The following is a 12,742-nucleotide window of genomic DNA, read 5'->3' on the forward strand; positions in this document are numbered from 1 at the left end:
GCAATTCTTGCACCTAGTACTACGCAGCGTAGACCAACCCGGGGACGGTGACGGAATCGGGGCGCGATCCGGTCGTGTCCTCTCGGAATCCATCCCGCACCGCTGTCGGCGACGCGCGAACGACGGCCCGGCCGCGCACTCGCCCCACCCCGCCACGTCGGCGCTCCACCGTGTGCTTCAGGCATACTCGGACGCGATCCGGCGCGGGGTGGAGAACCTGCTGTGGACCGGCAACTGAACGGAGAGAACGAGACGTGTGTGGTCTGCTCGGCCTGCTGACATCCGACGGAACGGCCGCCGAGGTCGTCGAACCGGTGGCGGTGGCCTCGCACTGCATGCGGCATCGCGGACCCGACGAACCCGGCACCTGGCACGACGACGACATCGTGTTCGGGTTCAACCGCCTTTCGATCATCGACATCGAACACTCGCATCAGCCACTCCGCTGGGGTCCGCCCGAGAATCCGGATCGGTACGCGCTCGTGTTCAACGGCGAGATCTACAACTACCTCGAGATCCGTGCGGAACTCGCCAGGGACGAGGGCGCGCTGTTCCGCACCGAGGGCGACAGCGAGGCGATCGTCGCCGCCTTCCATCACTGGGGACCCGACGCGGTCCGGCGGCTGCGCGGGATGTTCGCGTTCGCGATCTGGGACACCGAGAACCGGTCGCTGTTCCTCGCGCGTGACCCGTTCGGCATCAAGCCCCTGTTCGTGGCGTCCGGTCCCGGCGGGCTGATCTTCGGCAGCGAGAAGAAGAGCCTGCTCGAACTGATCGAGCGCGTCGGATTGTCGTCGGAGCTCGATCCCCGCGCGATCGAGCACTACACGGTGCTGCAGTACGTCCCGGAGCCCGAGACCATCCATGCCTCGATCCGGCGACTGGAGTCGGGCTGTCACGCCACCGCGACGCCGGGCAGTCCCCTGTCGATCCGGCGGTACTTCACTCCCCAGTTCGGTGTCCGACCCGTCACCGACGCCACCCGGCAGAAGCGCTACGACGAGATCGCCGACGTGCTCGCCGACTCCGTCGCCAAGCACATGCGGGCCGACGTCACAGTCGGGTCGTTCCTGTCCGGCGGCATCGACTCGACAGCCATCGCCGCGCTAGCGATCCGGCACAACCCGGACCTCATCACCTTCACCACCGGCTTCGAGCGCGAGGGCTACTCGGAGGTCGACGTCGCGGCCGAGTCCGCGGAGGCGATCGGCGCGCGGCATGTCGTGAAGGTCGTCGGGCCGTCGGAGTTCATCGAGGCGATCCCCTCGATCGTCTGGTACCTCGACGACCCGGTCGCCGATCCCGCACTCGTCCCGCTCTACTTCGTGGCGGCCGAGGCCCGTAAGCATGTGAAGGTCGTGCTGTCCGGTGAGGGCGCCGACGAGCTCTTCGGCGGGTACACGATCTACAAGGAACCGCTGTCGCTCGCGGCCTTCGACCGGTTGCCCCGACCCCTGCGCCGGGCGGCCGGCAAGATCTCCGACCGCATCCCCGAGGGAACCCGCGGTAAGAGCCTGCTGCACCGCGGGTCACTCACGCTCGAGGAGCGGTACTACGGCAACGCCCGCAGCTTCGACGACGCGCGGCTTCGCGCGGTGCTCCGCGATTACCGTCCGGAGTGGACCCACACCGACGTCACCGCCCCGATTTACGCGATGAGTGAGGGATGGGATCCGGTGGCGCGCATGCAGCATCTGGATCTGTTCACCTGGCTGCGTGGCGACATCCTGGTCAAGGCGGACAAGATCACGATGGCCAACTCGCTCGAGTTGCGCGTGCCGTTCCTCGATCCGGAGGTCTTCGCGATCGCCGAAGGTCTCCCCCACGACCAGAAGATCTCGCACGGCACCACGAAATACGCGTTGCGCAAGGCGCTGGAGCAGATCGTCCCGGCGCACGTCCTCCACCGCAAGAAGCTCGGCTTCCCGGTGCCGATCCGGCACTGGCTGGCCGGGACGGAGATGTTCGACTGGGCGCACGACACCATCACGCACTCGCAGACCGATCACATCTTCGCCAAGGACGCGGTGATCGCGATGCTCAACGAGCACCGAGAAGGCGTGGTGGACAACAGCCGTCGTCTCTGGACTGTCCTGATGTTCATGGTCTGGCACGGCATCTTCGTCGAGGGCACCATCGTTCCGGAGATCATCGACCACACCTACCCGGTGCGCGTCTAGCACCACCCTGCGCCGACAGCTCGTCCCGGTCTCGCAGCTGCACCGAAACCACATACCCAGATCGCGGATGCGCGCGGCGGCCTCGACGCCCCGGTCTCGCGGGCTGGCGGTTCGCCCGCATCGGGCCGGTCGGGCCCGGTCCGCCGACGAGATCCGTCCGCGCCCTCATTTCACCGTCAGTGCTGTCATCCAGTCGGCAGCAACCGACGAAATCGGTTGTCAACAACTCGATTCGACGTTGGTGACCGGACGGTCGGCGGAACGAGGAGAACACGGGCGAGGTCCGGGCCTCGCGCGCACGTACCGCATCGAGCCCACTTCCCGCTACGTTGTCGCCGAGGCCATGACTCGTTCGGTCACCCCTTGTGCCGCGCCAGGCGACTGTCCAGTCCGTACAGGGCAGGGAGTCCGAGGTTCTCACGCATGGTCGGCCGCGCTTCGGCGGGAAACAGTCCCCGATCGCGCAAGACCGGTACTACATCGTCGACGAACGGTGCGAGACCATCGTGGAGGCTGTCGACCGTCACGATGAACCCGTCGACGGCACCGGCCTCGAACCACTCCTGCAGGAGGTCTGCTGCGTCTGCTGCGGTGCCCACCGAACCGGGATAGGGATCGACGAGACCGCGGGCGATCATGTCCCGTGGTGACCATCCGTTCTTCGCGAGATCGAGAGCATCGGACGACCGGGGGTCCATCGGGTGCGGTCGTGCCGCCGACAGTTGCCGGCTGGTGAGTGGGTCATCGGATCTCGTCGGATCCAGATCGAGCCCGAGGAGTGCGCCCAGAAGGGCCACCCGCTCACTCGCGTCGACCTTGTCATCGAGCGCCCGACGCCGGTCGAGGGCTTCGCGGACGGATTCTCCCAGGGAGAAGCTGGCGAAGGCCACGAACTTGACATCGTCCGCGTCACGACCGGCCTCGACGGCCGCCCGACGGGTCATCTCGCGCTGGGCGCGACTGTCCTCGATCGTCAGAGGCATTCCGACCACGACGTCGGCGTACATCCCCGCCACCTGCAGTCCGTAGCCAGAACCGCCGGCCTGGAATATTACAGGCTGACCCTGTTCCGACGGCGGGATCGGCAGCGGCCCCCGCGAACCGACGTGCTGCCCCTGTAGATTGACGGCCTTCACATGAGCCGAATCCGCGAAAACGCCGGACTGGTCAGGTTCCCCGGCCTCGTATCCCCAGCTGCCCCACAGTGCCTGGACGATCTGCATGACCTCAACTGTCAGTAGCCGGCGCCCCTCGTCTCATGTGTCGACTGGATCATGGGCCGTCGACGCTGACGGTCTGGTTTATCATGAGGATTAGAGGTACGCGACTCTCAGACTCTCCCAGCACCGCCTGAGATCGAACCCCGACGCCCGGAACACGGGCGACAGCATGACCATCACAGCCAGCGCAGCGATTGCCCGGGTCTCGTCCAGGTAGCCCGCCTGCCGACCCGGCCAGGATGGCGCAATCGCTGCCGACTCGACTGATCAGAGGAACTCATGCCTGCCACGCCGTCTGTCCTCGTCACCACCCCCATACCCGAGCCAGGGATGGGCATCCTGCGCGAGAATCTGCGCGTCACCGTCCTCGAAACTCCACCCGTTCACCGAGACTTGACCGAGCTCACGACGTCGGGAGAATTCGAACGTCGTCGTCTCACAGCTCGGCGATCGGTTCGACGAGGAGCTCCTCGAAGCGTCGCCGATCCGTGGAGTGTCGAACTACGCGGTGGGTTACGACAACATCGATGTGGACGCGGCACGGCGTCATTCGATCGTCGTGGCCAACACGCCCGGCGTGCTGACCGACGCGACCGCGGATGTTGCACTGCTTCTGATGCTGTCGACCGCGCGTCGGGTGATCGAGGCCGACGCGTTCGTGCGCGCGGGAAAATTCGACGGATGGAAACCCGAACTTCTTCTGGGAGTTGATTTTTCAGGACGCACATTGGGCCTGGCGGGATTCGGGAGAATCGCTCGGGCAACCGCGCGCCGAGCCTTGGGATTCGGTATGTCCGTTCTGTTCTGCCCCCGCCCACCCGGCGACCGCGTGGTTACCGACGACGAGCTCGGTGAGTTCGCCGGCGTCGTCCAGCACGTCGATTGGCCGACACTGGTGGCGGAGTCGGACTTCTTGTCACTCCATGTCCCACTGTCGGAGAGCACGCACCATCTGGTCGACTCGACAGTTCTATCGGCAATGAAGACCTCAGCGATTCTGATCAACACCGCGCGCGGGCCCGTCGTCGACGAGACGGCACTGGTGACCGCGCTGAACGACGGAGTGATATCCGGTGCCGGTGTGGATGTCTATGAGAACGAACCAGCGCTGGCGCCAGGCCTGGCAGCCGCACCGAACACCGTCCTGCTTCCGCACGTGGGTAGCGCGACTATCGCCGTCCGATCCGAGATGGCCCGGATCTGCGCCCTGAACGCCGTGGAAATCGGGTACGGCCGCGAACCACTTCACCGAGTTGTGTGATGTGATGCGCAACAAGGGCTTCAGTGCGCGAGCTTGAGACCGACGACTCCGCCCACGATCATCAGCAGGAAGAACACCTTGAGCGCTGACACGGCTTGCTCACCGGTGGCCATGGCATAGACGACGGTCAGCACCGCACCGATGCCGACCCACACCGCGTAGGCGGTCCCGACCGGCAGGTCGCGCATCGCGTACGCCAGGCCGGCCATGCTGGCGACCAGCGCCGCGACGAACACGGCGGTCGGACCCAGCTTGCTGAAACCCTCCGACTTGCCCAGTGCGGTTGCCCAGACGGCTTCCAGGACACCGGACACGACCAGGATCAGCCACGACATGACGCCTCCTCCGGGCCGTCTTGTCGCGCACCGGGTACAGCACCCCTCGTCCGGGAGCCCTCGATCGGGGCTCATCTCCAACGTCTCACGCCGGGCCGGGAGTGGCAACGTCAGACCGGTCACCACCCCCCGGCGGACCGGGCTCAGCCGGCGAACGCCGCGCTGATCTCCGCAGCGGCCTCGGCGCCATATGCGCCTTCGATCCGAGCGAGGGCCGAGTTCGAATCCCAGGCCCAGTCCTGCGTCGAGACGGTTTCGAGCACGAGCACCGCGACCATCGACCCGACCTGCGCGGCCCGCTCGAAGCCGAGTCCCTTGGACAGCGCAGACAGGAACCCGGCGCGGAAACCGTCGCCGACACCGGTCGGATCGACCTTCTCCGTCTCCGGCACCACAGGCACGTGGATGCGTGTGCCGTCGCGGTCGACGATCTCGACGCCGTCCTTGCCGAGCGTCGTGACGCGGACGCCGACCATCTCGGCGACCTGTGCTTCGGACAGTCCGGCCTTCTGGCGCAGGAGACCCCACTCGTACTCGTTGGTGAACAGGTAGGTGGCGCCGTCGATCAACGTGCGCACCTGCTCGCCGTCGAGCCTTGCCAGCTGCTGCGACGGGTCGGCGGCGAAGGGGATGCCGGCAGTCCGGCATTCCTCGGTGTGGCGGATCATCCCGGCCGGATCGTCCGCACCGATCAGAACCAGATCGGGCGAACCCACCTCCGCGAAGACCGACGAGAGATCGATGTCCTTGCTCTCGCTCATGGCGCCGGCGTAGAAGGTCGCGAGCTGGGCCATCGTCTCGTCGGTGGTGCACATGAAGCGGGCGGTGTGGTGGGTCTCCGACACCCGGACGCCGCGACAGTCGACGCCGTTGGATTCGAGCCACTGACGGTAGTCGTGGAAATCGGAGCCGACCGCGCCGACGAGTACCGGCGTGCCTCCGAGCTGACCCATGGCGTAGCTGATGTTGGCTCCCACACCGCCGCGCCGGACGACGAGATCCTCCACCAGAAAACTGAGGGAGATGTGTTCGAGGTGATCGCCGAGCAACTGCTCGGAGAACTTGCCCGGGAACTTCATCAGATGATCGGTCGCGATGGATCCGCACACAACGATTGCCACTGGAGATCTCAGCCCTTCATGTGGTTGCCCGATGGATGGTGCCCAGCAGGTGGTGACCCAGGCAGGTGATGACGACTACACAGACAGGTGTCCACGCTACTCACCACCCGGCACACGACAACGGCCGCACCCCCATGGGATGCGGCCGGTGCCGGAAAGCCTCTGACGCGAGTCGTCGCGTCAGTTGAACGAGTCGCCGCAGGCGCAACTGCCGGTGGCGTTCGGGTTGTCGATCGTGAAGCCCTGCTTCTCGATGGTGTCGACGAAGTCGATGGTGGCTCCCTGGACGTAGGGGGCGCTCATCCGGTCGACGGCAAGGGTGACCCCGCCGAAGTCGGTGGTGATGTCACCGTCGAGGGTGCGATCGTCGAAGAAGAGCTGGTAGCGCAGCCCCGCGCAACCACCCGGCTGTACGGCGATACGCAGCGCGAGGTCGTCGCGGCCCTCTTGGTCGAGCAGCGCCTTGGCCTTGGACGCGGCAGCGTCGCTGAGGACGACGCCGGTGCTCGTGGCTGTGCTCGTTTCGTTCTGCACGGTCATGGATGCTCCTGTAAGTGGTGTGGTCCCGGTGCAATGTGGCCCGATGCCGTGGTGGGTTGCGCCCCGCACGTCGTTCGGGATTCACCCCGCTCGCCGGGAGGTCGACCGGTTGTGCCCGTGCGTACAACCGTACTCCTCCCCGTGGTATTCCCGTCCAGTCGGACGGGCGTTTCCGCAAGGTCCGCGCCGTGTGCTGGTCTCGCAGGAGCGCGAGGTCAGCCGCGCGCGTCCCCGAGGTCCGACGCCACCGATTCGGCGAGTGCGGCGAGCTGGTTCTCCGCGTCGGCCATCGCGACCTCGACCGAACCGGCGACGTCGACGATCGCGTGCGCGGCCGCGACACCGGCCGCGGCGATCTCGTCGGCACCCAGGGCGACCTGCCCCGCGAGGACGATCGTCGCGGCACCGGCACCACGGGCGCCGAGCGACGAGGCTGCCGAATGCAGCGCGGAGACGACCTTCCCCTGCAGCGTCTGCGAGTCGAACTTCCCCTCCCCGGTGACGACGATGTCGGCCGCGGCGACCTCGGCGGCCAGGCCGGTCGCCTCGGCGACCACGGTGGCACCGGACACGCGAGTAGCGCCGAGAGCGAGGAGCGCAGCACCGAGGCCACCCGCGGCACCGGCGCCCGGCTCGTCGGCGAGGTCCCGGCCGGCGAGCGCACCCAGGGTGCGCGACCAGTCGTCGAGTCGCCTCTCGAGGAGGGCGACGGTGTCCGGGTCGGCACCCTTCTGCGGACCGAACACGGCTGCTGCGCCCAGCGGCCCCAGGAGTGGGTTCTCCACGTCGGACGCCACGATCAGCTCCAGGCCACAAAGTCGTTCACGGGCGCGATCGCCGCCCCCGAGGGCTTCGACCAGGCCCACACCGCCGTCGGTGGAGGCACTGCCACCGAGTCCGATCACGATCCGGCCCGCCCCACGAGCCAGCGCCGCCGCGACGAGCTCACCGACACCGTGGGTGCCGGCCGCCACCGCGGTTCGCGGCGTCGGCGTGCCACCGAGCTGGTGCAGACCGCAGGCCTGCGCGCACTCGATGTAGGCGGTCGAGGGTTCATCGGGGGTGGTCGAGGGTTCGTCGAGAAGCCACCGGGCAGTGACCCCCGCACCGAGCGGCCCGGTCACCGATTCGCTGATCACGGTCCCGAACCGCGACGCCAGGACGTCGACGAATCCGGGGCCGCCGTCCGACTGCGGGGCCACGACGAGTTCGTCATCCGGCCGTGCGGCACCCCACCCCCGGGCGATCGCACGCGCGGCGACCACCGCGGACATGGTGTCGCCGAACGAGTCCGGCGCGATCAGGATGCGCACCGGGATCCCGTCGCCAACTCCGTCGTCGTAGCACCGCGCGTCGCATCATTTCCGGTCATGAGCACGGAGTATAGGTAGGCGGACAGAACCCGGCAGCGCTCGGCGGAGCCGGGCGGGTCCCACGGGACGACGCCGAGACCCCGGATGCCCCGCCGTCTCCCCGGCTGCGGGAGACGACCACCCAAAAGCGACGACCACGCGTTTGTCTCGCAACACCGATCACCTAGGCTCTACAGGCGTGAAGCTGCCATGGAAGAAGGACGACACCCAGGCGGATTCCGGCGACAGCTCGGTCTCCACCTACACCGCCGACGACGAGTCCGGCACCGACGTCGCGCCCTCCGCCAAGGGCAGCAAGTACACCCCGGGCAAGGGACGCCCGACGCCGTCTCGTCGCCAGGCCGAGAACCGGCGTCGCGGCCCGGTCGCGCCGCCGCCGACGAACCGCTCCGAGGCTCGCGCCCGTAAGAAGGAACTCAAGTCGTCGCTCTCCAAGGAGGAGAAGCGCGCACTCTCCGCCGAGCGACGCGAGAAGCGGCTCCAGCAGCGGGAACGGATGATGTCCGGCGACGAGGCCTACCTCATGCCGCGCGACAAGGGCGCCTCGCGGCGCTACACCCGCGACATCGTCGACGCGCGACGCAACTTCGCCGGGCTGTTCATGCCGTTCGCGATCCTGCTGATCGTGCTGATGTTCCTGGTCCCGCAGGCCGCCGCATTGACGAACCTGATCCTGGTCGCCTTCGTCGTGCTGATGGCCATCGACGGTGTGATCCTCGGCCGCATGGTCAACCGGCGCGTCGCCGAACGTTTCCCCGAGTCCAGCGACGGGGGCTTCAAGCTGGGCTGGTACGCCTTCACCCGCGCGATGCAGCTGCGCAAGATGCGCGCCCCCAAACCGATGGTCTCGCCGGGCGACGAAGTCTGATCGATGACCGATCGCGCAGTGCGCACCCTCGTCCTGGGAGGCGTGCGCTCGGGTAAGTCCGCGCACGGCGAGTCGCTCCTCGGCGACCACCGGCAGATCCGCTACCTCGCCACCGGCCCGCTGACGTCCTCCGACGGGGACTGGATGGACCGCGTTCGGTTACATCGCGAACGCCGCGACGACCGGTACACGACGATCGAGACGACCGACCTCGGACACGCTCTGCGCGCCGCGCCCGACATCCCGGCCCTGGTCGACGATCTGGGTAACTGGCTCACCGCGCAGATCGACGCCGTGCACGGCTGGACCTCGGGTTCGGAGATCGACCTCGACGGCCCGATCGACGACCTCTGCGACGCCCTGGCCGCCATGACCGCCGACGTGGTGCTCATCAGCCCCGAAGCCGGGCTCTCGCTCGTTCCCCCCACCCCCGCCGGACGGGTCTTCCAGGACCTGCTCGGCACCCTCAACGTCCGGGTGGCGCAGGTGTGCGAGCGCGTCGATCTCGTCGTCGCCGGCCGGGTTCTCCATCTCCCGGCCGAACCGCGGCCTGCGACGACCAGCACACCGGACGCCCCGGCGGCGGGCGTCGAGGCGCCGGGCCGGGACACCACCGAGACGGAGACGACCGAGAAGGACACGACCGACAGCGCGGACACCCCGGCGCCGGTCGCGACGACACCGGACCGCGGCGAGCCCGCCCCGGCACCGTCGGACCCGGTCGCCGCGGCCGTTGCCACGGCGCCCGAACCCGTTGCGGGCGTGGGGCTCTCCGAGCGTCCCCGGCCGGACCCCACCGATGCCGAGGTGTTCGCGCCCGTCAGGCCGCCGGACGAGCTGGTCGCCCAGGACGCCCGCAACCGACAGGCGACGCTCACCAAGCCGCCGGGATCGCTCGGTCGCGTCGAGGAGATCGGCGTCTGGATCGCCGCATGCCAGGGCCAGTGCCCGCCCGCACCCCTCACCTCCCCCACCGTCGTCGTCTTCGCCGGCGACCACGGCGTCGCCCGCGGCGGAGTGTCGGCGTTCCCGCCCGAGGTGACCGCGCAGATGGTCGCCAACATCTCCGCGGGCGGTGCCGCGGTGAACGTCATGGCAGGACGCGTCGGCGCGGCGGTCAAGGTCGTCGACATGTCCGTCGACGCCGACACCGCACCCGAACTGTCGCGGTACAAGGTCCGTCGCAGCAGCGACGACCTCCGAACCACCGACGCGATCACTCTCGCGGAGGCTCGCGAGGCCCTGGCCGCCGGGCGCGCGATCGCCGACGACCTGATCGACTCGGGTACCGATCTGCTGATCGCCGGTGAGATGGGCATCGGCAACACCACCCCGGCGACGGTCCTCATCGGCGCGCTGACCCGGCGCGAACCGGTCGAGATCGTCGGTCGGGGAACCGGTGTCGACGACGCCGGATGGATGCGCAAGACAGCCGCGATCCGTGACGGTATGCGCCGCGCGCGCAAGGTGATCCACGACCCGCTCGCCTTGCTGGCCGCCGTCGGCGGAGCCGACCTGGCCGCCACCGTCGGATTCCTCGCACAAGCGGCCCTACGCCGGACGCCGGTCATCCTCGACGGCGTGGTGATCACGGCCGCGGCCATGGTCGCCAACGAGTTCGCGCCGGGGGCGATGCGCTGGTGGATCGCCGGGCACCGGTCGGTCGAACCCGCCCATCAGATCGCGCTCGAGCACCTCGATCTGGTCCCGGTTCTCGATCTGTCGATGCGGCTCGGTGAGGGCAGCGGCGCCGTTCTGGCGTTGCCGATCGTGCAGTCGGCCGCCGATCTGCTCGTCTCGATGGCCACCTTCGACGAAGCCGGCGTGTCCGACAAGAGCGCCCGGGCCGGGGACACCACAGACGACGCCGAGACATCCTGACGCCGAACGGATCCGCCATGATTCCGCCGACCCGGGCGTTCCGTACGGCCGTCAGCTGGTTGACGGTGGTGCCCGTCGGCGGACACGCGTCGGACGCGCCCGATCGGTCGCTGGGTGCGGCGGTGATGGCGTCGGTCCCGGTGGTGGGCGCGCTGCTGGGTGCCGCGTCGGCGTCCGTGGCCTTCGGGCTCGCCCACACCGGACTCCCGACCTTGCTGATCGGCGTGCTCGTCGTCGTCCTGCTCGCCGCGGCCACCCGGGGCATGCACCTCGACGGGCTCGCCGACACCGCCGACGGACTGGGGTGTTACGGGCCACCCGATCGGGTCACCGAGGTGATGCGCAGCGGCACCGTCGGCCCCTTCGGGGTGGCCACCCTGGTCCTGGTACTCGCGGTGCAGTCGACCGGCTTCGCCGCACTCGTCGACGAGTCACAGTGGTACGGCCTGGCTTTCGCCGTCGGCCTCGGCCGGATCGGCGCCGTCATCGGCACCCGGAGGTCGCTGAAACCTGCCCACCCCAACGGTTTCGGCGCCCTGGTCGCGGGCACACAACATCTCTCCGTCGCCGTGTGGCTGGTTCTCGCGCTCGTAGCGGCCATCCCACTCGGACTGTCCGCCAACGGATTCGACGGCGGCCACCTCGAGGTGGCCGCCGTCGTCCGAGGAATCGCGATCGTGCTCGGTGTCGCCGCGTTCGCCTGGTGGTTCACCCGGCATTGTGCGCGCCGGATGGGCGGGATCACCGGTGACGTACTGGGCGCGACCATCGAAGTCGGGGTCGCGCTCGCCGTCGTCGGGCTGTTGCTCTGACCCGCCACGGGACCCGTCACGCGAACGGTCAGCTGCGGTAGAGCTCCGTCATCCAGCCGTGGGTGTCGGCGAACGTCCCCCGCTGGATGCCGGTCAGGGTGTCACGCAATGCCTGCGTCACCTCGCCGGTCTCGCCGTTGTTGATGGTGTAGTCCTCGTTCTCACCCTTGACCCGACCGACCGGGGTGATGACCGCGGCGGTGCCACAGGCGAACACCTCGGTGATGTCGCCCGACGCCACGCCCTTGCGCAACTCCTCGGTGGTGATCTTGCGTTCCTCGACCTCGAAGCCGGCGTCGGTGGCCAGCGTGAGCAGCGACGAACGGGTGATCCCCGGCAGCAGTGACCCCGACAGTTCGGGGGTCACCAGTCGGGCGTCGGCGCCCGAACCGAACACGAAGAACAGATTCATGCCGCCCATCTCCTCGATGAAGCGGCGTTCGATCGCGTCGAGCCACACGACCTGGTCGCAACCCTGCTCGGTCGCCTGCCGCTGCGCGAGGAACGCCGCGGCGTAGTTGCCTCCGCACTTGGCGAATCCGGTGCCGCCCGGCGCCGCGCGGACGTACTCGGTGGAGAGCCAGACGCTCACCGGCTTGATGCCGCCGGCGAAGTAGGCGCCCGCCGGTGAGGCGATGACCGAATAGATGTAGCTCGTCGACGGGGCATTCACGCCCAGGCTCGCCTGCGAGGCGAACATGAACGGACGCAGGTACAGCGACTCCTCGCCGCCGGCGGCGGGCACCCACTCGTTGTCCGCGTCCAGCAGAGCCTTGAGCGAGCCGATGAAATCCTCGACCGGCAGCGCCGGCATCGCGAGTCGTTCGGCACTGCGCTGCAGCCGTGCCGCGTTGGCCTCCGGCCGGAACGCGGCGATCGAACCGTCCGGCTGCCGATAGGCCTTGAGCCCCTCGAACACCTCTTGGCCGTAGTGCAGGACCGTGGCGGCGGGGTCCAGCGCGATCGGACCGTACGGCTTCACCGTGGCACTGTGCCAACCCACCTCGGCGTCGTAGTCGATCATCACCATGTTGTCGGTGAAGTGGCGCCCGAATCCCGGGGCGGACAAGATCTCCGCGCGCCGGCCCTCAGACACCGGGTGCGGGTGCTCGGTACGGTTGAACTCCAAGGTCATGGCGCCATCGTACCGC

General features: G+C 68.5%; 10 protein-coding genes, 1 pseudogene and 1 riboswitch. Of the genes and pseudogenes, 5 read left to right on the forward strand and 6 right to left on the reverse strand.

Translation table 11 applies throughout. From position 1 onward, the window contains the following. The first annotated feature begins 254 nt into the window (after window positions 1-254). Window positions 255-2,180 carry an asparagine synthase (glutamine-hydrolyzing) gene (gene asnB / locus KTR9_RS16550; RefSeq protein ID WP_014927330.1) on the forward strand — a complete coding sequence of 642 codons (1,926 nt, stop codon included), beginning with the start codon at window positions 255-257 and terminating at the stop codon, window positions 2,178-2,180. A 356-nt stretch (window positions 2,181-2,536) separates the two neighbouring features. Here asnB and KTR9_RS16555 read toward each other — a convergent pair whose 3' ends face one another. Beyond that, on the reverse strand, window positions 2,537-3,418 hold the full coding sequence (locus KTR9_RS16555) for an LLM class flavin-dependent oxidoreductase (protein WP_274518070.1): 882 nt from the start codon (window positions 3,416-3,418) through the stop codon (window positions 2,537-2,539). Between the two features lie 261 nt (window positions 3,419-3,679). Here KTR9_RS16555 and KTR9_RS16560 point away from each other — a divergent pair. Continuing rightward, a pseudogene (locus KTR9_RS16560) lies at window positions 3,680-4,661 on the forward strand (2-hydroxyacid dehydrogenase). A gap of 20 nt (window positions 4,662-4,681) precedes the next feature. Here the strand turns inward: KTR9_RS16560 and KTR9_RS16565 are convergent. From KTR9_RS16565 to KTR9_RS16580, 4 genes are all read right to left on the reverse strand, one after another. Then, complete coding sequence (locus KTR9_RS16565) at window positions 4,682-4,996, reverse strand: DMT family transporter (RefSeq protein WP_010841126.1); 315 nt, start codon at window positions 4,994-4,996, stop codon at window positions 4,682-4,684. A 9-nt stretch (window positions 4,997-5,005) separates the two neighbouring features. Further along, window positions 5,006-5,072: riboswitch (guanidine-III (ykkC-III) riboswitch) on the reverse strand. A 67-nt stretch (window positions 5,073-5,139) separates the two neighbouring features. Further along, window positions 5,140-6,117, reverse strand: a complete 978-nt coding sequence (locus KTR9_RS16570; RefSeq protein WP_014927333.1) for a carbohydrate kinase family protein — start codon at window positions 6,115-6,117, stop codon at window positions 5,140-5,142. Between the two features lie 180 nt (window positions 6,118-6,297). Further along, window positions 6,298-6,657, reverse strand: a complete 360-nt coding sequence (locus KTR9_RS16575; RefSeq protein ID WP_004022921.1) for a HesB/IscA family protein — start codon at window positions 6,655-6,657, stop codon at window positions 6,298-6,300. Between the two features lie 215 nt (window positions 6,658-6,872). After that, window positions 6,873-7,970 carry a glycerate kinase family protein gene (locus KTR9_RS16580; RefSeq protein ID WP_014927334.1) on the reverse strand — a complete coding sequence of 366 codons (1,098 nt, stop codon included), beginning with the start codon at window positions 7,968-7,970 and terminating at the stop codon, window positions 6,873-6,875. A 238-nt stretch (window positions 7,971-8,208) separates the two neighbouring features. Between KTR9_RS16580 and KTR9_RS16585 the strand changes: the two genes are divergently transcribed. From KTR9_RS16585 to KTR9_RS16595, 3 genes are read left to right on the forward strand one after another with little or no spacing between them, the layout of a single operon-like run. Further along, window positions 8,209-8,898, forward strand: a complete 690-nt coding sequence (locus KTR9_RS16585; RefSeq protein ID WP_010841129.1) for a DUF3043 domain-containing protein — start codon at window positions 8,209-8,211, stop codon at window positions 8,896-8,898. A gap of 3 nt (window positions 8,899-8,901) precedes the next feature. Beyond that, a complete protein-coding gene (gene cobT / locus KTR9_RS16590; RefSeq protein ID WP_014927336.1) occupies window positions 8,902-10,779 on the forward strand; it encodes a nicotinate-nucleotide--dimethylbenzimidazole phosphoribosyltransferase in 1,878 nt (625 codons plus the stop codon). 17 nt (window positions 10,780-10,796) lie between these two features. After that, window positions 10,797-11,591 (forward strand): adenosylcobinamide-GDP ribazoletransferase, encoded by a 795-nt coding sequence (locus tag KTR9_RS16595; RefSeq protein ID WP_014927337.1) that lies wholly within the window; start codon window positions 10,797-10,799, stop codon window positions 11,589-11,591. Window positions 11,592-11,619: 28 nt separating this feature from the next. Here KTR9_RS16595 and KTR9_RS16600 read toward each other — a convergent pair whose 3' ends face one another. After that, window positions 11,620-12,726, reverse strand: coding sequence for a branched-chain amino acid aminotransferase (locus KTR9_RS16600; RefSeq protein WP_014927338.1), 1,107 nt, complete (start codon window positions 12,724-12,726; stop codon window positions 11,620-11,622). Between the last annotated feature and the right edge of the window lie 16 nt (window positions 12,727-12,742).

The sequence above is a fragment of the Gordonia sp. KTR9 genome, assembly GCF_000143885.2.
Classification (GTDB): Bacteria; Actinomycetota; Actinomycetes; order Mycobacteriales; family Mycobacteriaceae; genus Gordonia.

Bases quoted from the DNA above. Each gene is read 5' to 3' on its own strand.
- KTR9_RS16565 (WP_010841126.1), bottom strand. From the start codon at position 4,996: ATGTCGTGGCTGATCCTGGTCGTGTCCGGTGTCCTGGAAGCCGTCTGG.
- KTR9_RS16575 (WP_004022921.1), bottom strand. From the start codon at position 6,657: ATGACCGTGCAGAACGAAACGAGCACAGCCACGAGCACCGGCGTCGTC.
- cobT (WP_014927336.1), top strand. From the start codon at position 8,902: ATGACCGATCGCGCAGTGCGCACCCTCGTCCTGGGAGGCGTGCGCTCG.
- KTR9_RS16595 (WP_014927337.1), top strand. From the start codon at position 10,797: ATGATTCCGCCGACCCGGGCGTTCCGTACGGCCGTCAGCTGGTTGACG.
- KTR9_RS16600 (WP_014927338.1), bottom strand. From the start codon at position 12,726: ATGACCTTGGAGTTCAACCGTACCGAGCACCCGCACCCGGTGTCTGAG.